The organism is Vagococcus elongatus, assembly GCF_003987645.1.
Lineage (GTDB): Bacteria > Bacillota > Bacilli > Lactobacillales > Vagococcaceae > Vagococcus_A > Vagococcus_A elongatus.
The window spans coordinates 1-19,894 of the sequence record NZ_NGKA01000021.1 but is presented as its reverse complement, the minus strand read 5'-3'; the positions used below and the strand labels follow the sequence as shown (position 1 = coordinate 19,894).

Annotated in this window: 24 protein-coding genes, 1 tRNA gene and 1 other RNA gene; 8 read left to right on the top strand and 18 right to left on the bottom strand. The window is 38.0% G+C overall.

Annotation, left to right across the window (positions count from 1 at the left end; genetic code table 11):
* Nucleotides 1-389: 389 nt before the first annotated feature.
* Nucleotides 390-1,484 carry an ABC transporter permease gene (locus CBF29_RS11455; RefSeq protein ID WP_126809862.1) on the bottom strand — a complete coding sequence of 365 codons (1,095 nt, stop codon included), beginning with the start codon at nt 1,482-1,484 and terminating at the stop codon, nt 390-392.
* The gene (locus CBF29_RS11450; protein WP_126809861.1) at nt 1,481-2,398 is read right to left on the bottom strand and encodes an ABC transporter ATP-binding protein; all 918 of its coding nucleotides are present in this window, start codon (nt 2,396-2,398) and stop codon (nt 1,481-1,483) included. The genes CBF29_RS11455 and CBF29_RS11450 overlap by 4 nt, the downstream gene beginning before the upstream one ends.
* A gap of 476 nt (nt 2,399-2,874) precedes the next feature.
* Here CBF29_RS11450 and CBF29_RS11445 point away from each other — a divergent pair.
* Nucleotides 2,875-2,947 (top strand) — tRNA-Thr (locus tag CBF29_RS11445).
* 113 nt (nt 2,948-3,060) lie between these two features.
* Here the strand turns inward: CBF29_RS11445 and CBF29_RS11440 are convergent.
* From CBF29_RS11440 to CBF29_RS11395, 10 genes are all read right to left on the bottom strand, one after another.
* Complete coding sequence (locus CBF29_RS11440; RefSeq protein ID WP_126809860.1) at nt 3,061-4,278, bottom strand: sensor histidine kinase; 1,218 nt, start codon at nt 4,276-4,278, stop codon at nt 3,061-3,063.
* Nucleotides 4,279-4,523: 245 nt separating this feature from the next.
* On the bottom strand, nt 4,524-4,883 hold the full coding sequence (gene rplT / locus CBF29_RS11435) for a 50S ribosomal protein L20 (protein WP_126809859.1): 360 nt from the start codon (nt 4,881-4,883) through the stop codon (nt 4,524-4,526).
* A gap of 37 nt (nt 4,884-4,920) precedes the next feature.
* Complete coding sequence (gene rpmI / locus CBF29_RS11430; RefSeq protein ID WP_126809858.1) at nt 4,921-5,124, bottom strand: 50S ribosomal protein L35; 204 nt, start codon at nt 5,122-5,124, stop codon at nt 4,921-4,923.
* A gap of 26 nt (nt 5,125-5,150) precedes the next feature.
* Complete coding sequence (infC, locus tag CBF29_RS11425) at nt 5,151-5,672, bottom strand: translation initiation factor IF-3 (protein WP_126809857.1); 522 nt, start codon at nt 5,670-5,672, stop codon at nt 5,151-5,153.
* Nucleotides 5,673-5,958: 286 nt separating this feature from the next.
* The gene (locus tag CBF29_RS11420; RefSeq protein WP_126809856.1) at nt 5,959-6,894 is read right to left on the bottom strand and encodes a metal ABC transporter substrate-binding protein; all 936 of its coding nucleotides are present in this window, start codon (nt 6,892-6,894) and stop codon (nt 5,959-5,961) included.
* Complete coding sequence (locus CBF29_RS11415) at nt 6,891-7,742, bottom strand: metal ABC transporter permease (protein ID WP_126809855.1); 852 nt, start codon at nt 7,740-7,742, stop codon at nt 6,891-6,893. The genes CBF29_RS11420 and CBF29_RS11415 overlap by 4 nt, the downstream gene beginning before the upstream one ends.
* A complete protein-coding gene (locus tag CBF29_RS11410; RefSeq protein WP_126809854.1) occupies nt 7,726-8,475 on the bottom strand; it encodes a metal ABC transporter ATP-binding protein in 750 nt (249 codons plus the stop codon). Before CBF29_RS11410 ends, CBF29_RS11415 begins: the two co-directional genes overlap by 17 nt.
* A gap of 134 nt (nt 8,476-8,609) precedes the next feature.
* Nucleotides 8,610-8,792 (bottom strand): hypothetical protein, encoded by a 183-nt coding sequence (locus CBF29_RS11405; protein ID WP_126809853.1) that lies wholly within the window; start codon nt 8,790-8,792, stop codon nt 8,610-8,612.
* Nucleotides 8,793-8,804: 12 nt separating this feature from the next.
* Nucleotides 8,805-9,479, bottom strand: a complete 675-nt coding sequence (locus CBF29_RS11400; RefSeq protein ID WP_126809852.1) for an NAD(P)H-dependent oxidoreductase — start codon at nt 9,477-9,479, stop codon at nt 8,805-8,807.
* Between the two features lie 8 nt (nt 9,480-9,487).
* The gene (locus CBF29_RS11395) at nt 9,488-10,060 is read right to left on the bottom strand and encodes an LOG family protein (RefSeq protein WP_211334291.1); all 573 of its coding nucleotides are present in this window, start codon (nt 10,058-10,060) and stop codon (nt 9,488-9,490) included.
* A 455-nt stretch (nt 10,061-10,515) separates the two neighbouring features.
* Here CBF29_RS11395 and CBF29_RS11390 point away from each other — a divergent pair, with 455 nt between their 5' ends.
* The 3 genes from CBF29_RS11390 (at nt 10,516) to CBF29_RS11380 (ending at nt 12,133) form a co-directional block, all read left to right on the top strand.
* Nucleotides 10,516-10,947, top strand: coding sequence for a LysM peptidoglycan-binding domain-containing protein (locus CBF29_RS11390; protein ID WP_126809851.1), 432 nt, complete (start codon nt 10,516-10,518; stop codon nt 10,945-10,947).
* 403 nt (nt 10,948-11,350) lie between these two features.
* Complete coding sequence (locus CBF29_RS11385) at nt 11,351-11,731, top strand: YxeA family protein (protein ID WP_126809850.1); 381 nt, start codon at nt 11,351-11,353, stop codon at nt 11,729-11,731.
* Between the two features lie 96 nt (nt 11,732-11,827).
* Nucleotides 11,828-12,133, top strand: a complete 306-nt coding sequence (locus CBF29_RS11380; protein ID WP_126809849.1) for a DUF898 family protein — start codon at nt 11,828-11,830, stop codon at nt 12,131-12,133.
* A 271-nt stretch (nt 12,134-12,404) separates the two neighbouring features.
* Here CBF29_RS11380 and ffs read toward each other — a convergent pair.
* The 4 genes from ffs to lepB form a co-directional block, all read right to left on the bottom strand.
* Nucleotides 12,405-12,502, bottom strand: an RNA gene (ffs, locus tag CBF29_RS11375) — signal recognition particle sRNA small type.
* Nucleotides 12,503-12,536: 34 nt separating this feature from the next.
* Nucleotides 12,537-14,195 carry a MutS-related protein gene (locus CBF29_RS11370; RefSeq protein WP_126809848.1) on the bottom strand — a complete coding sequence of 553 codons (1,659 nt, stop codon included), beginning with the start codon at nt 14,193-14,195 and terminating at the stop codon, nt 12,537-12,539.
* Nucleotides 14,196-14,699: a tRNA adenosine(34) deaminase TadA gene (gene tadA / locus CBF29_RS11365; RefSeq protein ID WP_126809847.1), complete on the bottom strand. Its 504-nt coding sequence runs from the start codon at nt 14,697-14,699 to the stop codon at nt 14,196-14,198. It abuts the gene before it with no gap.
* 3 nt (nt 14,700-14,702) lie between these two features.
* Nucleotides 14,703-15,272: a signal peptidase I gene (gene lepB, locus CBF29_RS11360; protein WP_126809846.1), complete on the bottom strand. Its 570-nt coding sequence runs from the start codon at nt 15,270-15,272 to the stop codon at nt 14,703-14,705.
* A gap of 301 nt (nt 15,273-15,573) precedes the next feature.
* Between lepB and CBF29_RS11355 the strand changes: the two genes are divergently transcribed.
* Nucleotides 15,574-16,440, top strand: a complete 867-nt coding sequence (locus CBF29_RS11355; RefSeq protein ID WP_126809845.1) for a PucR family transcriptional regulator — start codon at nt 15,574-15,576, stop codon at nt 16,438-16,440.
* 34 nt (nt 16,441-16,474) lie between these two features.
* Nucleotides 16,475-17,254: a PHP domain-containing protein gene (locus CBF29_RS11350; RefSeq protein ID WP_126809844.1), complete on the top strand. Its 780-nt coding sequence runs from the start codon at nt 16,475-16,477 to the stop codon at nt 17,252-17,254.
* 48 nt (nt 17,255-17,302) lie between these two features.
* Here CBF29_RS11350 and CBF29_RS11345 read toward each other — a convergent pair whose 3' ends face one another.
* Together CBF29_RS11345 and CBF29_RS11340 are read right to left on the bottom strand one after the other, a co-directional pair.
* On the bottom strand, nt 17,303-17,668 hold the full coding sequence (locus CBF29_RS11345) for a hypothetical protein (protein WP_126809843.1): 366 nt from the start codon (nt 17,666-17,668) through the stop codon (nt 17,303-17,305).
* Nucleotides 17,669-17,736: 68 nt separating this feature from the next.
* The gene (locus CBF29_RS11340) at nt 17,737-18,426 is read right to left on the bottom strand and encodes a zinc metallopeptidase (protein WP_126809842.1); all 690 of its coding nucleotides are present in this window, start codon (nt 18,424-18,426) and stop codon (nt 17,737-17,739) included.
* A 449-nt stretch (nt 18,427-18,875) separates the two neighbouring features.
* Between CBF29_RS11340 and CBF29_RS11335 the strand changes: the two genes are divergently transcribed.
* On the top strand, nt 18,876-19,085 hold the full coding sequence (locus CBF29_RS11335) for a hypothetical protein (protein ID WP_126809841.1): 210 nt from the start codon (nt 18,876-18,878) through the stop codon (nt 19,083-19,085).
* Nucleotides 19,086-19,154: 69 nt separating this feature from the next.
* Nucleotides 19,155-19,784, top strand: coding sequence for an AcpB/EbpR/MafR family transcriptional regulator (locus CBF29_RS11330; RefSeq protein ID WP_126809840.1), 630 nt, complete (start codon nt 19,155-19,157; stop codon nt 19,782-19,784).
* Nucleotides 19,785-19,894 lie beyond the last annotated feature (110 nt).

Genomic DNA, 19,894 nt, shown 5'->3' with positions numbered 1-19,894 from the left:
AGAAACACAACATATAGGGGTGAGACGAATCCTTCTGAATGGTGAAAACTCGCCTTAGCAGCCCGTCTTCAGCTCTAATAAAAGCTGAAAAAATAATTCTGATCTCACCATAACAAAACATTTTCCTCAGCCTAACCATCTTATCCTTGTCCCCCTTCAACAAACAGTTGAAAAATTCAGCGCCATGAAAAATCAGCCTTTCGACAAAATTATTTCCTTTTTATTTTTCCCTTTTCCCCCTACAAGACCGCCTTAACAAAAAAAATCGTAAAAAATGCTCCCAAAACATCAGTTTTCTCTGACATTTCAGAAGCAATTTTGTTTATAAATTTCAAATTCTTCACAAGATGACACTATTGAGAGTTTCCCTGCAAACCAACGGTCACGTCCTAAGTCAAAGCCACATCACGCTTATTAAATAGAAAGAGAGTTGCGGCATAAATCACAATAATATAGGCGATAATCCCGACCACTGTTGCCGTAATACTCAAATTCCCGCCTACATAATAGCTGGCATCGATGACCTGATTATTTAGTCCCAACAAATTAAAAATAATCCATTTCAGCCAATCATACTTTTCAATAATGGCAGGCAAAACTTGACCGAGAATACTTCCAGAGAATAAAATCCCCATGCCCACGCCCACAGCTAACGCCTGAGAGCGAATCACTGCTGAAAAGAAAAAGGCAATCGTGATATATAGAATCATCAGCAAGAAATTGCTGGCAAATAATTGCCCTGCGACTGTTAAAGCAGTTTTTGCACCTGTCATTACATCAAGAGGAGCATTCAACGGCTGGCTTGGCAACATAAATGAGAATAAAAATGCCGATGCCGCCATCACGAGAGAAGAAAGAACGCCATAAATAAGTGTCACAAAATACTTTGACCAAAGAATCTGTATTCTTGTATAGGGACGTATCAACAGTAATTTTATTGTTCCGCTGGTAAATTCAGCTGCAATAATCATACTGGCGACTACGACAGAAAAAAGTGTTGGCAGTACATAAATTTGACCGAACAGGCTGAAGAAAAATGCGCTGGTACTTCCTTCTTGCGGATTAGGAGGAGTTATACCGCGGTCATGATAAGCTTGATAATATTCCAACTGTTTCTTAGTCGATTTTAACAGTTCCTTCTCATGAACTTTAGGCTTGTCCTGATAATTTTCCAATTTATTGTTTAAAAAATCAATCGTCTCATCTAACGTCAAGGATACTTCTGCGACTTCAGCTTCACCGATGTCATCAGACTGCCAGTACTCATCCTCAGTCAGTAAGGTGCCGTCAGATTTTTTATACGCAGTCATTCCTCCGTTAAACTCAACAACCCCGTCCTCTTTGTAATACTGCTTCATAGACTCGTTACTTTTTGTAAACATAAACGCCATGGCGAACATACATAGCACTAAGATGATTTGCATCCCCCAGCTTGATTTCCGGCTGAATAATTTAATCAATTCGTTTTTTATCAATCCAATCATATTCCTTGTCCTCCATTCGTTAATTCAAGGAAGCGTTCTTCAAGAGAAGCAGTCTTGGCAAATACGGCAAAGATACCTACACTTTGAGCCACCAATGCTTCAATGACCTGAGGCACTTGCTGTTCAGACACCACCACTTCCAAACAGCCTTTTTCAGAATTTTTTGACGGCAAGGATAAGGACTGAAAAACGATAGCAGCAGCTGTGGTATCTGATACCTTAAAGAAATACTTCGAATGAGCTTCTTCTTCCACATCGCTGATTTTTTCTATATGAGTTAGTTCCCCTTTATCAATGATAGCAAAACGATCGGTGATTTGTTGCACTTCACTAAGCAAATGACTTGAAATCAATACCGAGGTGCCTTGAGCAGAAAGTTCTCGGATGATTTCACGAAATTCCGCCATCCCCTGCGGATCTAGGCCATTGGTAGGTTCATCTAAAATTAAAATTGCCGGTTTATGTAACAACGCCTGAGCCAAGCCCAAACGCTGCCGCATTCCCAATGAATATGTCTTAACTTTCTGATGGATCGCGTCGGATAATTTCACACGAGCAACGACTTCCTTCAGCCAATCTTCAGAAATATCTTTACGACTCATTCGAGCAAATTGCTGCAAGTTTTCCCATCCAGACAAGTGCATATAAAATTCCGGATTTTCAATGATTGCTCCGATTTCGCTGATAGTCCCTTTAAAATCTTCGCTGACATCTTTCCCATTAATCAATACTTTCCCGGAATTTCTTCGAATCAAGCTGACAATCGAGCGGATGATTGTCGTTTTTCCTGCACCATTGGGTCCCAAAAGACCAAAGACCTCTCCTTCAAATACTTCAAAATTAATACTGCGAAGAATTTTTTTCTTCCCTACTTGTTTCGACAAGTTTTTAACCTGTAAAACTGTCTTCGACATCTAACCCCTCCTCAAACTATGATTCATCCCAACTCGTATTATCTAAAAGCGACAGTGAACCATTGATATATTTCTTAGTATACGTCAAAAAAAGACGATAGAAATCCACCTTTAGTCCTAATCTATCTCTTATTTTGAAACAAAAGCGAAAATACTGTCAGCGGATACATACTTTCACGATTTCTAGTAAATAATTTTAAAAATATCTCAGGGCTCCCTGTAACGGTAATCAATTAATCTACGGCAAAAAATATTTCTTGAGATTGTCATGTTTTTCTAGCAATTGATTCATACTTTTTTCACATTCAAAAGTTATGATAGTGTCATACCAATCAAACAACCCTAACATTCTTTTCATTATTTACTCCTCCAAAGTAAATAAATCTCCTTTCCCCTGACGAAAGTCGGGGATTTTTTTGCAGAAAATTTCTCCATTTTATTCAAAAAGTGTTATAATCGTATACAGGTTTATTTTTGCCGACTTAGCTCAGATGGTAGAGCATCTGATTCGTAATCAGGGGGTCACAGGTTCGATTCCTGTAGCCGGCACTAGACAAAACATCCGAAATTTTCTTAACAGGAATTAACCTGATTTGAAAATACCGGATGTTTTTATGTGCTTTGTTTAAGATTTTCATTAAGATTGTTGGCAGCTTTTTTATTTAGATATTACCGATGAGAATCACTAAGGAAAACTCATTTTCGTTGTGAGAAATATCAAATGTCCCATTGTACTTGTTAACGACAGATTCTACTATTTTGAGCCCGTATCCATGGGCTTTTTTATTTTCCTTAGTAGTTATCAGCCCGTCTTTAGTCTCTCTGATGTCATTTCCTTTGTTATTCGTAATTTTATAGCTGAAATAGCCATTCTGGTATCTCGCCTGAATTTTCATTTTTCTCTCTTCGGGATTTTCAATAGTAAGGACCGCTTCCAGAGCATTTTCCATCGTATTGGCAAAAATGGTACAAAGACTGATATCATCGATTGCCGGCGCATCGTCAATTGAGATATTCAAAAAAGTGTCCACATGATGTTCTTGAAATTTACTGTATTTGGAATTGATGACCGCATTGACTAGACTATTCTCACAGAACTCTTTGCCATATGAGGACAATTGCAGCGACAGTTGATCAAAATAATCTTGTGTTTGTTTAAAGTCTCCCGCCTCTATCAACACCCCGATCACACTCAGATGATGATTCATGTCATGTCTGATTTTTCTTATTTCCAATTGATTGTCTGCTAATTCTTCATAATAAGTCTCTTGAAGTTTGAGTTGCTGATTTTCCAAATCGATTTTAACCGTATCAGCCATATAGCCAATCAGATAAATAATTCCCAGACTGGTTAAAATACAAGCCAAACACGCAGGATAAATCAAAACCGCCTGTTGCGGGGCGAATAAAATCAGGCTTTGCAATGAAATAAATGAAGCTAGACTGATTAATACCATGATCAGCCACATTCTATGATTCAGAAAGGTACTGCTGTTTCGAATACGATTTTTAAACAGTTTATATATTAGTACCCAAAATAAAAATTTCAATAAAAAGGAAGCAATATGCAAAAAACTATCCGTCACAGGATTCCCATTTAGCAATAACCACAGCTGAAAACCCAAATCATAGAATAGATAACTGCTGCCTTGCACCACTGGATACAAAATCACCGCAACAGAGATTTTTTGAACGAAAGTCCCCTCAAATGACAGCACAACCGCTAAAGAGAACAAAACGAAGAGCAGCATAATAACCGTAAGCCGTTCATTGGAATAGGAAGGAGTAGTCATGACAGAAACAAAACCGATTAATACAAGACCTTTCCAAAGATGGTTTTCCTTTAGCGGAAAAAAACTGCGAATAAGCAAATATAGCATATAAGCTGACCCAACCCCAAAACTCAGAGGCAAGGGGGAAATGACAATCAATTAGGCAGCGGTGATTGGCTGACGCTAAAGCTTGATGGCTTGATGATTTTACTCGTCGTTATTTTCCAACTAATCATTTACCAATTATCTTTGAAAAAAACTAAGCAAATCGTTCAATCTCATCGTCAATAAAAAGCACTACAATCAAAAAAAGGCTCTGCCAAAATGGGCAAAGTCTTTTTTATTAAAAGCCATTATTCAGCAACTGCTGCTTTTGCTTGATCAACAAGTGTAGTAAATGCTGCTGCATCATTCACTGCTAAATCAGCCAACATTTTACGGTTGATGTCAATGCCGGCAACTTTCAAGCCATGCATCAATTTAGAATAGCTCATGCCGTTCATACGAGCAGCGGCATTGATACGTGCGATCCATAATTTACGGAAATCACGTTTTTTCTGACGACGATCTCTATACGCATAGCTGTATGATTTCATCACTTGTTCTTTTGCTGTTTTATATAATGTATGTTTAGAACCGTAGTAGCCTTTAGCTAACTTCAGCACTTTTTTACGACGTTGTCGGGTTACATATCCACCTTTAACACGTGCCATTTTTAATTCCTCCTCAAGTTTTCGTTTCTTTTACATATTATTTTTTCATGTAAGTCAATTGTTGGCGAATACGTTTGAAGTCGCCTGCAGATACCATTCTAGGTCTACGCAATTGACGGCGTTGTTTCTTAGTTTTACCATGGAAACGGTGACTTGTGAATGCACGATATCTTTTTAATCCGCCGCCACCTGTACGTTTAACACGTTTAGCAAGTCCGCGGTGAGTTTTCATTTTTGGCATTTTATTTCCTCCTCAAAATCTAATCCTTACTTCTCTGTTTTTGGTGCTAACATTAGAAACATGCTTCTGCCTTCCATTTTAGGCCTTACTTCAACATCGGCAATATCTTTGATTTCTTCCGCAAAGCGTGACAAGACATCATGACCAATTTGTTTATGCGTAATGGCACGACCTCTGAAGCGGATAGATGCTTTCACTTTGTCTCCACTTTCCAAAAACTTCCGTGCATGGCGCAATTTAGTATTAAAATCATTTTCCTCAATGGTCGGACTAAGTCTAACTTCTTTAACATTAATTACTTTTTGCTTCTTGCGAGCCTCACGAGCTTTCTTTTGCTGCTCGTAACGATATTTCCCGTAGTCCATAATCCGAGCTACTGGCGGTTTAGCGTTAGGAGAAACAAGCACTACATCCAGATTCGCAGCTTCTGCTATCCGAAGAGCTTCTGTTTTACTCTTTACACCCAACTGTTCGCCGTCTTGAGAAATAAGTCGCAACTCACGTGCACGAATACCGTCGTTTACCATCATATCTTTTGCTATGGTCATTCACCTCTCTATGTTTTTCAGAGAAAAAATGCAGAAAAAAAGAGTTCTTTTTATAAAGAACCCGCAAATAGTCCTCACACAGAATTACTTGTCCTCTGCATAAGAAGTTTATCTAGCCCAGTGACTTTTATCAACTAAGGCGAGAAGCGGGAGCTTCTGCTTGATTTCTCGACCTTTCAATAATACCAGTTGTAAAACAGATTGTCAACAAAAAAATGCCTTCTCCTCTTATAAATAGCAGCAGATAAAAAAGCCTGAAGAAAAACATCTCCAAGCTTTCCTTGCTCTACTGAGAAAGACCTTCTGAAATTTTGTCAATATTCCATTTCATCATATCGTAATAATTGTCTCCTTCTGTGCCCTCTTTCGCAAGAGAATCAGTAAATATCGTTTCAAAAATTTCTACACCCGTTTCACGGGAGACGGCTTCCATTGTTTTAGGCGAGACACTCGTCTCAACAAATAATGCGGGAATATCATTTTCTTTGATAATTTTTGCGACTCTAGTAATCTGATCCGGTGTGCCTTGCGTGTCAGTATTGATTTCCCAGATATACTCTGCTGTTAGTCCATATTCTCTCGCAAAATATTTAAATGCCCCTTCACTGGTCACTAAGACTTTTTTATTTCCCGGTAGACTAGACAACTTTTCATGGGCTGTCTGATTCAGTTCTTCCAATTTTTTTATGTAAGCTTCCTCATTTTCAAGATAGATATCTTTATTTTTTCCATCCACCTTAATTAAATAATCCGTAATAGTCTCAACATAGCGAATGCCATTTTCCAACGACAGCCAAGCATGAGGATCTTCCTGTGTCTCCTGTCCCTTTTCTGACAAATACTCTGGAGTAATTTCTTCAGTTACTTGAAAAGTCACCTGTTCTTTACGACCGTTTTCAATTAGTTTATCAAACCAGCCTTTGCCAGTTTCTAAATTTAAGCCATTGTAAAAAATCACGTCTGCTTTTTCTATGGCTAAAGTATCCTCGGGCGTAGGCTCATAGCTGTGAGGGTCTGTTCCCCGAGGGACAATACTAGTCACACTCACTTTATCCCCGCCGACTTGCTCCACCATATCAGCAATCACTGAATAACTGGCAACTACTTGCAGGTGATCATCTGCAGGTGACGCATTTTCTGATTCATTTTTTTTAGTGCCGCAACTTGACAAAGCAAACATGCTGACGATAGTTAACAAACAAATATATACTTTTCTTCTCATCCAATAACCTTCTTTCTCTGCTTAAAAAATCCATTTTTGGGTGAAAATACAAACGAAACTCCAAAAATAATTGCCCCAATCAATACGATAGCCGCACTAGTGGGGATATTGTAGTTAAAGCTCAACAACACACCGCCTACACCGCTGATCACTCCCAGTAAAGACGCTCCAATGATCATGTGATTCAGATGTTTGGACCATAAGTAGGCTGTAGTCGCTGGTGTAACCAATAAGGCCACAACTAACACAATACCCACTTGAGACAACGCTGATACAGTAAAAATAGTTAATAAAAACATCAACAAGTAATGATAGAAATTCGTGTTCATCCCGTAGGTTTTGGCAACCACCGGATCAAAAGATGTCACAAAAAAACCTTTATAAAATACTGTGATGATTACCAGTACAATGATAAGAATAATGAAAGATTGTAAAATTTCATTTGGGGTCACAGCTAAAATATTACCAAATAAAATATGATTCAAATCTGTGCCGCTTTCGGCTTTTGTAATCAAAATAATCCCCAGCGCGAAAAAACTGCTCAAGATGATACCAATCGACGCATCCGTTTTTATTTTACTTTTTTTCGTGATAAATTCGATCAAGCCTGCCGCAAGCAGTCCAAAAAAAGTAGCACCAAACAACATATTGATACCCAGCATATAAGACACGGCAACTCCGGGCAATACCGCATGGGATAAGGCATCTCCCATCAGCGATAGTCTTCTTAACACAATAAAACTTCCAAGGATACCTGACGTAATCCCCAAAATCACAGATGCCAAGAGCGCCGTCAACATACTGACCGGCATATTAAAATAATCTGCCACACTAAACAGCCACTCCATGGTCTCCCTCCTTAGAAAATAGTACGTCGCCAAACTGCTGTCCGTAAGCTTTCTGGATATTCTTAATATTAAATGTTTTTTCAGTTTCCCCGGCACTGACGATTCTTTTATTCACAATTAGTAAATAATCAAAATAATTTTTCACCTTATTCAAATCATGGTGAACGGTCAAAATCGTTTTCCCGTTTTTAACTAATTCGTCTAGTACCTCATGAATTAACCGTTCGCTAAGCATGTCAATACCGGCAAAAGGTTCGTCCAAAAATAAAAAGTCTGCTTGTTGAGCCAGTGCTCTCGCAATAAACACCCGCTGCAACTGTCCGCCAGAAAGTGCATCAATTTGACGGTCAGCTAAATCTTCCAAAGATAATTTCTTCAAACATTCCAACGACATCTGCTTTTCTTTTTCACCTGGACGTTTAAAAAAAGACAATGTGGGAAATGTCCCTGTCAACACAGTTTCATAAACAGTAATCGGAAAAGTCAAATCAACATCGCTTCGTTGAGGCACATAGGCTATTTTTTTTTGAAATTTTCCAATGGATTCCCCGTCAATTAAAACTTCCCCATGACTTTTTGCAACAACCGACAGCATTGCCTTGAGCAAAGTTGATTTGCCGGCGCCGTTTGGCCCAATGATTCCCGTTGATTGATGCAACGGAATAGAAACATTAAGATTATTAAAAACGTTATTTCCAAAATAAGACACATCCAAGTCCTTCACTTCAATCATGTTACCCCTTCTTTCTCCTTGTATTGTATACCACAAAACTTTTTTAGGCAAGCCTTAAAATTAAAGGAGCGTTTTAATTCTTCCAATAAAAAAAGAGGAGATTCTCTCTCCTCTAAAGCCAATCAACTATTTTTTTATTCTTTCCACTTGTTTGGACTCCACATGACACCGTCAATCTCTCCGCGAAGTCTCTCGATACGAACCTCTTGCTCGTCAATCAGTTTCCCCAGCTCTTGCATCAAAGCTTTTTCTTGATAGCTTCCAGCTTCTGAGGTGAGTATTTTAAGTTCTTCCTCAATCCATTTATTTTGTTCCATATATTCATACCTCTAATCCAACTCATCTAATGTGGTTTTCAAGTCTTCAATTTCCTCTTGATTCGCAAGGAGTAAATCAACGAGGTGAGCGAGTCGTTGTTTTTGTACAGAGTCTGTTTTTTCTTCAGACAACTTTCGTAAGTGCCGGACAAACCAGTCTGTTCTTTCATTTAAAGATTCGTTCGGCAGAGTCAACAATTGTTGATAACGTACAAGCAATGCTTTTCTTTCCTCTTCTGTTTGATAATTAAACTGATGGATACTCAGCACGGGTAAATAATGCCACCCAAATTTATTCGCAACTGTCTGAAAAGGGCGCATTAACTCATCCATCGTCACTCTTTCCCTACCACCTGCGCGGAATTCTCTTTCATGTATTCCCGCAAGGACGACCAAACCAAAGTCTTTTCCTTTCCACCTATCAAACAAGTCTTCCTCTAGCACCTCATCCTGCCAATGCTTCAACATTGCCGGCGAGCTATACCAATACAGTGGAAATTGAAAAATTATTCGCTGATGTTGTTCAACGAGAAGTCGTTCCTCTTCTATGTTGATTTTACCGTCTGGATACAGGGTTTCTAGGTGGTGGACAGTAATATTTTTCTGACGGGTTATCCCCTCAAGCAAAAATTGCTGCGAGTGTGAACCGGCAATATCTGGATGTGAAATAATAATTAATGTTTTCAATTGATCACCTACTTGTCATAAACTCCGGTTTTTGGCGGCTGATAAGTTATAATGAAGTCATAAATCTCTTCCAATGAGTCTGAAAATAGCACCGTTCGCCGGTTTTCCTCATCTAGAAAACCTTCAGCTGTCATTGTATCAAAAAAACTTTCTAACGCATGATAGTAGCCGTCCACATTAAAAAAGACAGAAGGCTTACGGTGCAAACCGATGCGACTTGAAGAAATAGCTTCAGCAATTTCCTCCAAGGTTCCAAGTCCCCCTGGCATTGCCAAGAAGGCATCTGACAAATCCATCATCTTCTGCTTCCTCTGACGCATGTCGTCCACCATATACAATTGTGTTAAGTTATCCTGCGCCAATTCTTTATCTTTTAGGAAATTCGGCATGACACCAAAGACCTCTCGTTTATTTGTTAAAAGCCGCGTAGAAAGGATACCCATTAAACCAATTTTGCTTCCGCCATACACCAGATCATATTGATGGCGAGTCATCCATTCTGCCAGTTCTAATGCTTTTTCCCCATAAATAGGATTTTCTCCGACTGTTGAACCGCAGTAAACCGCAATACGCTTAATCATCTTCAAACTCCTTTTACTTAATTATCATCCTTCCGATGAAGAGACTTGCACCTTTTTAACGGAAGATGACCATCTCCTATGCTATCATCTTTTCGATAATTTTTTCTAAAAATTGCTCAAAAATTTAAAAAGTTTTGTATCCCTTCGGTGCAACTAAAGGATAATCGAGATAGCGCAGCAGGTAAGGTAAGCCAAGCAATGCTTGAATAAAATCTAAATAAAGAAGCTTTCGAGATAAGCACCTTGTGTCATAGAACGATAATTTCCTTTTTAAAGTCCACATATTTATCTAACTTTTTGTCTGAAAGATATTAATAATATTTTATTTATAGACTAATCTTATAAAATAGGCTCATAAAGAAATAAATTAATTAATCAATAACATTTTTATGTCTTTATTTTTAAAATAATTATTGTATAATGAACGGAGGAGAGTGAAGAGGAGCGAATTATTAATGGAAGAAAACAGGGAACATCTGTCCCGTCTGTCTGATAGAAGCCGACCAAGAAAAATGAACTCAAGTCGTTCAAATAAAGGATGGTTCTTATTTATCATTTTACTTTTAACTCTAAATAGTTTAGGAGTAGGCTACCTGATTTATCGACAAGAAATGCTTGAAAAGAAGGTTAACAACCAACTTAAAGCAGACCAAAAAGACACGGCTGAACCAAGTGCCAATGCACAACTAGAAGAGGTCGCAGAGCCTTCTGCAGTGGCGCAAAGCACCACCTATGAATCTGCTTCCCCTGAGATACACGTGGTACAACCTGGGGAGAGTTTGACTATTATCTCTGCTATGTATCAAATCAGCATAGACGATTTAATGACGTTAAACGGTTTGGAAAGCAATATCCTTTCTGCCGGACAAACATTAACAATCAAGTAAACACCTTGAGAGCAACGATAGCGAAGAAACACTCATTCTTGAAGTCTGGTAATGACGACACAGACTTCAAGATTTTTTGTTTTAATTGGTTCTCGATAACCAAAATCTAGGTAGAGATTCTTTGATGTTACCAACAACTAAAAGAAATTTATCAGGAATGCTTCCTCTCAAAAAATCATTCGGCAGTTTTCTATATTTTCAGCCATTGACAGTTGCCAGATGCTGCTGAGAGCACAGAAATCAACATTCATATACTTTAGCGATAGCAGCTAAAGTCCCTGAACATTAGACTCGGTCTTACTGTACCCAGTACCTAATAAAAAATGGTTCTTAAGTCCAATGTACTTTTTTTCAAGCTGGTATATTATTCTTAAGGAAATAAATAATAAAGGTGGCAATATCAATGAAAAAAGTAATTGTTTTAATAGGAGTTTTAATCTTGGGCGTTGTTGGCTGGAAAGGTTGGGATTATTATCAATCGACTTATGTGGGAAAAGACTACTTTGGGATTCTTGAAGCCCCTCTACCTGAAGAAACAACGATCGTAGATGATAGTGATCGGTCATTAGGCCAAGGATACAAATATACAGTCACTGCTTTTGATGAAGATGGCAACAGCCGGGAGCTGAATTTTAATATCATCGTCTCAGGTCAAAATGCAAACGGGTCCCCTTATGAGGCAGGAACTGTTTTTAAATTTAACGCTAGTGATAAACGTATCATTGAAAAAAAAGTAATCTCTTTGGATGACGTCCCAAAAGAAATTCAACCTATGCTTAAATAAAACGAAAAACCAACCAGTACGGTAAATACTGGTTGGGAATTTTTTTAAAATTTAAAGATTGTAAAAGATATTAGAACACACTGGAGGATGTAATCAATGAAAGAATCATATTTTGATGGTGGACTTGCTACGTATGTGGGGACAGCGATTTTGTCTTGGCTTATCACGGTTTTAACGCTGGGGATTTGTGCTCCTTGGGGGATTTGTATGATGTATAATTGGAAAATCAAACATACCGTGATTGATGGTAAACGCCTGTATTTTGACGGCACAGCTATGCAATTATTTGGAAATTGGATTAAATGGCTATTATTAACTATTGTCACATTAGGTATTTATAGTTTTTGGCTAAATATTAAACTGGAACAATGGAGAACTATGCACACACATACTATAAGCTAAAAAAAACACTCCTCAATCTTGACGGGTAAAGGCATGTTCAAATGAGGAAAGCTAAACTGATAAAAGTTTAGCTTTCCTTATTTGGCTAGCGTTCATAAATATTTTTGACCTTCATATTGCGAATAAATTGAAACAGTATTTTCGATTTTTGTTTAAAATCTGGTCAAACAAAAAACGGTCATCGTTGACCGACTAAATAATCTGAATTTATAAATGCAAATTTTATGCTACTTTGTCATTTTTACACACTTTAAACCTCTACAAACCTCGATTTAAAGACAAAAAAATAGGCACATGGTGACAACTGCGTAGTGCTGCTTCCTTCCAGACCTGACACGCTTGGCAATCTCACCATTGCCCTTAATCATTCTAACCTATTTTAAATAAAAAAGCTAGTCTTTTATCAATGCCATTGCCGGCTTTTCTCAAAAGCACTGGCGGACTCAATGGCTTGACGGACTATTTCCTTTGGATAATCCAGTCGTTCCAACAAGGCGATAGCATTTCTAGTTTGCGACGGCCCTTGATGCAAGCGATAGTCAAACGTGATGTCCCCGTCATCCATAACGACTTCACGAAAATGAATATTATGACATTTTTCCCCTAAAATTTCCGTCAATTCGATGTCATGAGTCGCCACATATCCCAAGCAATCCTGTCGGCTCAGCCACTCGACTATATGAGAGGATGAAGCGATCCTTTCGATTGTATTGGTTCCTTTAAGAATTTCATCCACAAAAGCGTAGCAGAAATGACCATTTTCAATCACACGAATAATACGTCTTACTGATTTTATTTCAGAAATAAAGTAGCTTTCTCCTTTAAAAATATCATCTTTGATCGCCATTGATGTATAAATTTCACCGGGGTGCATCTGCCAACTCTCAGCACATGCTATTCCGAACGTTTGGGATAAAATTGCATTGATTGCCACACTCTTGACATAAGTGGATTTCCCGGATGCATTTGAACCAGTCACCAAATTAAACTGTTCAAGAGAAACGTCATTGGCTACGGGTTCCGTCAACATCGGATGGTACACACCTTGCCCCTGAATTTTTTTATCGCTGATAAATTCACTCCTGCAGTAATAAGGCAGTAATTTCTGAAAATTGGCTACTGCAATGGCAGCATCTACAGCCCCTAACAATTCCACTAAAGCGGTTGCTTCTTGCCGATATTTTTTGATTTTATCTACCACGATATTGTAAGAGATAAAGGGAACCATAAACATCATGTTAAGATATTCAAAAAAAACTTCCGCATCTGTATCACCTTTTACTCGAAACGAAAAGCCGACTTTTCGGACGCTATTAAAAAGCTTCGCATACTCTGTCATCTCTTTCTTAAAAGGAAAGTCAAGTTTTTTCATTGTTTCTGGAGTAGATAAGACATTCACAAGGTAACCCATCACAACCAATTCTGTTTCCAATTTACCTTTGTAATAATAATAGGTGCCCATATTCACACAGACAAGAAATAGTGTTAGAACGCCAAAAACCACTTCAAACGTAAATAAAAATAATAAGAGAGAAACTAACGTTGCACCGCCTGCCAGATAAAAAAGCCAAGAATGTTTAATAAAAGACAGATCGTCATCATATAAATACTTCCAAACATGATTTTCATTTTTCTTTCCCACTTTAGCCAAAGCAAATTGCATCTTTTCTCTTTCCCCTTGATGCTCGTAAAAAAAATCCACGAGCTGGCGGAAATCTTTTTGCTCTTTCTGCCGATAATCATTTTGACGCAGCTTTGAATAAAGCCACTCGGCGCCTATACTGGAACGTGTGCCGTTGAGTACCTTAAATAAACGTGACAAGTCCAAGTCATACCACGTAGTATCGTCAAGCAATGCTGTCAAATTTTTCTTTTGGACGTGCAGTTGCCATACTTCATATAAACTATTTTCATCATCCACGTTTACTGCCGTTGACTTGGGCACTTTTCCCCATTCACGTTTTATTTTTTCTTTCAATCTCTGCTGATCTCTCCAGCTTACAAATAAGATAAAGCCCACTATCCCGATCGCGAGAATTCCCATCATTATTTTTTCATTCATCTACTCTTCCCCTTTTTTTCCCTTCTTTTTTTGTCGGAGTGCTCTAAAAAAGTTTTTCAGAAGTAACCGGCACTCTTCTTCCAGCACACCTTTTTCTACATACGCCCGATGATTCAATCGCTGGTCCGTCAAGAGGTGGTAAAGACTTTCCACACCGCCTCCTTTTAGGTCTGCGGCTCCGTAATACACTTCATCCACGCGAGATAGAATTAATGCACCGCTGCACATGATACACGGTTCCAGTGTCACAAACATTTGGCAGTCTTCCAGTCGCCAACTGCCAATCACATCACAGGCTTCCTGAATCGCCAGCATTTCAGCGTGAGTGATAGCATTTTGTGTGGTCTCCCTTAAATTATGACCTCGGCCGATGATTTCTCCTTTGTGGATAACCACCGCCCCAATAGGAACTTCGCCTTTTTCTTGGGCTAAACCGGCTTCTCGAAGTGCTTCTCTCATAAAAAATTCTTTTTCTTCAACTGTAAAAGAACTTGCCATCTTCATCTTCTAATCCACCACTCCAAGCTTTTCAAAAGGCAACAAGCGATAGTTCATGATTCTAAAAGTCTTGTCTCTTTCAACCGGTCCAATTTTCCGGCTATCTGTTGAATGTTGCCGATTATCTCCTAGAACAAAATAATGATTGGCTGGAATCACATACAGGCGTTCTGCATCGCCATAGTGAAAATCTGCTGTCAAAGATTCTCCCGCCCTGAGTTCAGCTTTTGATGACGTTAGATAAGGTTCCTCCACTAGTTGTCCATTAATAAACAACTGATCATTTTGATAGTATATCGTCTCGCCGGGCAAGCCCACCACCCGCTTGATATAATGGTCCTCGACACCTTGAGGAAGAAAAGTCACGATATCGAATCGCTCAACATCTCCTACATAGGAAGTTGTTACCAAATCTTCATCTTCTAATGTAGGCATCATTGAAACGCCTGACACTTTTACCGGACGAAAAAATAAAAACTGGATAATGATGAGTGTTAGCACCCCCAAAAAAAATAAGGTGTCTGACAGATTCCACCAGCTTCTATGTTTTTTCTTTGAACTATCTTGTCTTTTGATCATATTTTCACACATCCCTGTCCATTGATTATTGCCTTTAGAATTCATAACATCTGATGGCTGATTTTAGCGCTTGTCACCCTAGTTTACTATAGTTCGATTGGCAGAACAATTGAACATAGAACATTTTCACCTCCTCCCACAATGAGACTTCTTTTATTTCTCTAGGTATTTTTTATTTCTGCTTACTGTATTGCTGACAAATAGCTTTCTTGTTACCTATCATGTCAGATTGCAAAATTTTCCCGGGCATAATATGTTAAAATAAACGTAATGATATTTTCACGTTGAAAGGTGAGCACCTATGGACATTGCATTTTTAAAAAAAATATACCCAAACAGTTTTTTCACATCCCAAAAACCCGACCAGACTTATTTGGCAATCAAGACGGCGACGGACTACTTGGCTATTCCTCAAGCCGAATTAAGTGAGACGGAAGTCAAATTGTTGACTAACATCAAACAGGAGTACTTCGAACAAGGCACAGAATTGCCGGAAAACAACTGGCATCATTATTTATTTTTTGATGGGGCACTCCCCCCAGAAAAAGGAAATTTCAGAAGTATCCAGTTTCTTTTAAGTTCTGAAAATAAAGAGGAAAATAAAGAGTGGCTATTAGCCTTTGAAAATATGTTTAATCAACCTGTATCAAGTTTTTTTGTGTCTCCTTCATTCGGTGTCCTGATAGAAAAAGAAGATAAAAACCGCTACTCCTTGGAAGAAATCGAAGGGATTCTGAAAACATTAGAAAGTGATTTTGGCATAAAAGGCAAAGTTTTTGTCGGTGTCTTCCTGCCTTTGGATGAGGAGTTCAAAAAACTTTTCCATGAACAAATGACGATTTTTTTATCTGAACAAAATCAAATAAAGTATAATCAGGCTGTCCAAATAGCAGAGCTTTCCCTGTCCTACTTAACTAAGAAAAATTTTCAAAACAGCTCATTGATGACTTACTTCGCTGAAAAGATTGCGTTAGAACCAGAAATGGCGAAAATCATTGAGGCGCTTTGGCATAATCAGGGAAATATCAGTTCTGCCGCCAAAGAATTGTTTATGCACCGCAACACCCTGCGTTACCGTATCGAAAAATTCCATGAACAAACCTCCCTGTCCTTAAAGTCCATGGATGATCTTGTTTTAGCTTATTTGTTTGTCCAACATAAAAAATAATCGTTTAATTTCGATAAAAAAAGGAGTGGCTTATATGAACTATCATGACCAGCATTTGCATACATATTTTTCCTTTGATGCAGATGAAACATTTGAAAATTATTTAAAATATCAACCGGAGTATTTTGTCAGCACAGAACATTTTGATTTAAAAAATCCTGCAGAAAATTTTCAGGACAGTATTCCCGATTACAACTTGTATACAAAAAAAATCTCGGAATTGGAACAGTCTTTTCCGACAAAATTTTTAAAAGGCATCGAGCTTGGCATCGTTCCGGGACAAGAGCAAGAAATAATAGACTATCTGTCTACCAGACCCTATGATTTAAAACTGTTAAGTATTCACCAAAACGGCACCTTCGACTACATGGACGATATCGTCTTGAGCAAGGATAAAATCGCTGTGACAACAGAATATTTTGAGGCTATGACGCATGTGCTGACCAACTTCCATGAAGCAGACATTTTAGCTCATTTTGACTATGGCATCCGCCGCTTTGACTTTACAGTTAAAGAATTTGCTGAACATTTCGAGGACCAGCTATCCACAGTTTTTAAGAAAGTCATCGAAAAAGAAATGGCTTTGGAACTGAACTCAAAAAGCTTTGTAAAATATCAAAAAGAAAGTCTGTATGATTATGCTATTGCTCTCTATCAAAACCTAGGCGGCAAGTATTTCAGTTTAGGCTCTGATGCCCATCAGGCAGCCGACTATCAATTAGCCTTTGAGGAAATGTCAGCTAAACTAAAAGCCCATCACGTCAAAAGTCTCACATTGTTTATCGGGAAAGAACGCGTACAAATCCCATTATAAAAAAACGACTCTCATGGAAGCAGCCGCTTCAACATGAGAGTCGTTTTTTTATAGAATGGAAAAATTATCTAACAAACGGACAAACATTTTTTTGACTTCTTCTTTTAATTCTTGAATAGTCAATCCTTCAATTCGAATATTTTTTTTCCGTTCATCGACTTTCTCTAAAACTTTGGTCAAGGTTTCAATTTCCTGCGGGGACAAAGAATCAACAATTTTAATAAAGTTAGGATTATTACCCAAATTTTCAGCAACAAATTGTTTTAATTCTCTTTTCTTTTGGCGTTGTGTCAGTTGTCTATACACTTTTTTGGATGAAACAATTGCAATGCCTGCACCAACTGCAGCAACAACCCCTACACCGATTATTACTTTTGTAGAAGTGGCAGTGGCAGCACAAGGTGATTTCTTCATTGATTTCAACTCCTCTTTTTTAAGCGACTGAACTTCTGACTAAAAATACCTGTGTCCAAACTATCAACTCAATCACGACGATTGCCAAAAATCAACAGTAACCGGTAAAACTGAAGTGCTGTTGCCAAAGTACTTGCGACATAGGTTAACGCTGCCGCCGTCAATACTTTTTTGACCACAGCAAGCTCTTCCTCTGTTAATAAATTATCTGCCCTTAAAATTTGAATCGCACGGTTGGACGCATTAAACTCAACTGGCAATGTAATGATTTGAAACACTAGCACCAAGCCAAAACATAAAATACCGATTTGAATTAGTCTTCCAGATAAAAACATTCCCAGTATGATCAACGGAAATGACAAACTGGCACCAATGTTAACGACTGGTACGATGGCATTTCTTAATGCCAACGGAAAAAAATGTGTGTCATGCTGGACCGCATGACCGCATTCATGAGCCGCTACACCAATAGCAGCAACAGAACGTGAAGGTCCTACAGTTTCAGATAAATTTAATGTTTTTTCTCTTGGGTTATAGTTATCTGTCAGCGAGCCTCTGATTCTTTGAACAGCCACGTCATTGATATTAGCACTGCTCAAAATCTGACGGGCAACGTCGTCTCCAGTCAGGCCACTGCGATTGTTGACAGAACTATACTTTTCAAACGTCGCATTGACATAGCCCGAGGCTGCCATGGAGATGACCGCACCTATGATGACTAAAAAATAAGTCGGATCGAAATAAAAATATGGTAGCATACTTTCTTCCCTCCTTCTTTCCTTATGCTATATCCTAATTATACCGTGTCATGAAAGATAATCACACTATTTGCATTCTAGAATTTTTGTTTAATCATAATATCTTCCCCCCCTGGCAGACAAGCTCTTTTTCTAGGGCGGTTGCTTTCCCAGTACCAAAAAAAAATCCTTCCGTCCTTTCTGACATGGTCAATAGTTTTTATCTTTTCTACTTTTATCAAGCTAGTGTCTTTTTTACACCACTTTCTTATATGCACTAATTTTCTCAATACTGTTGCGCTCATTCAGTTCATTTCATTTGACATTTGAGACAATTATACATAGGATGAAAAATACTGTTATGCATATTTTATAGTAAAACGATTTAATTTCTAGTAATAAGATAAAGAAAAGGGTATATTAAACTTATATTTGTTTTTTAGTTATTTTGTTCTTAACGGGAGGATGCTATGTTTGTTTTTAAAAATATCAAGTTAGAAATAACCGACCAGTTCCTTAAAGTCACGATTGCTCATGATTTTTTGGAAACCATTTATTTTAAACAAGAACAAAAACGACAGTTCATACGTTTCTTCACCACACTGGTAGAAACAGCCTTACTTCATCCAAATTCTTTTAAAAACTATTATCTTGTCATGAAGGATATGCTGTCTGACTGAAACAGATATCTTGGACAAATGCCTCCTATGAAAGAATGGGTGATTTTCTATCGAAAGGAATGACACCGTATGCGTAAGCTACTAGATAATTCAACTAGGCGCAGATTGGCGATTTTAGAACAACTCAATGATAGTTCTAGCTGGATAAGTTCCAGTGAATTAGCTGAAAAGAATAACGCGTCATTGCGGACGATCAATAGTGATGTACAGTTTCTAAAAGAAAACTGGTATCCAAATATTATTATCGAAACGTCAAAAAAAAATGGCGTACGTTTAAGTACACCGCCCAGCAGTCACGCACAAATCATTTACCATGATATTGTCAAAAATTCAGAAGCTTTTATTTTGCTGGAAAAAATATTTTTTGACCCTACAATCAATCTGGAGGACTGGGAAGAACGAGTATACATCAGCCAGTCTTCTTTGCATCGCCTGGCCGGTCAAATCAGCCGGGCCATCAGAAAGTATGAACTGGTTCTAGATAAAAGACCTTTACATATAGCTAACATTCATGAAATTCATGTACGTTATTTTTTTACGAGTTATTTCAATGAAATTTATTTTATCCATTCTTGGCCATTTGACTTCAACCGTCAAAAAATCATAGCGTTAGCCGGATCTATTTTTGATCATTTTTTTGAATCATCTAAAGGACATCATGATGATATGCTGTTGATTTACTTAATGCCTACTGAATAATTATATGATTTTTAAAAAGTATGGCTTTAATGTTTTTCAAGCTGAATCTTAGCGAATTGAAATTGTAAGCTAAAAAAAGGCGCAAAAAATCTGCCGTCAATTTTGACAAA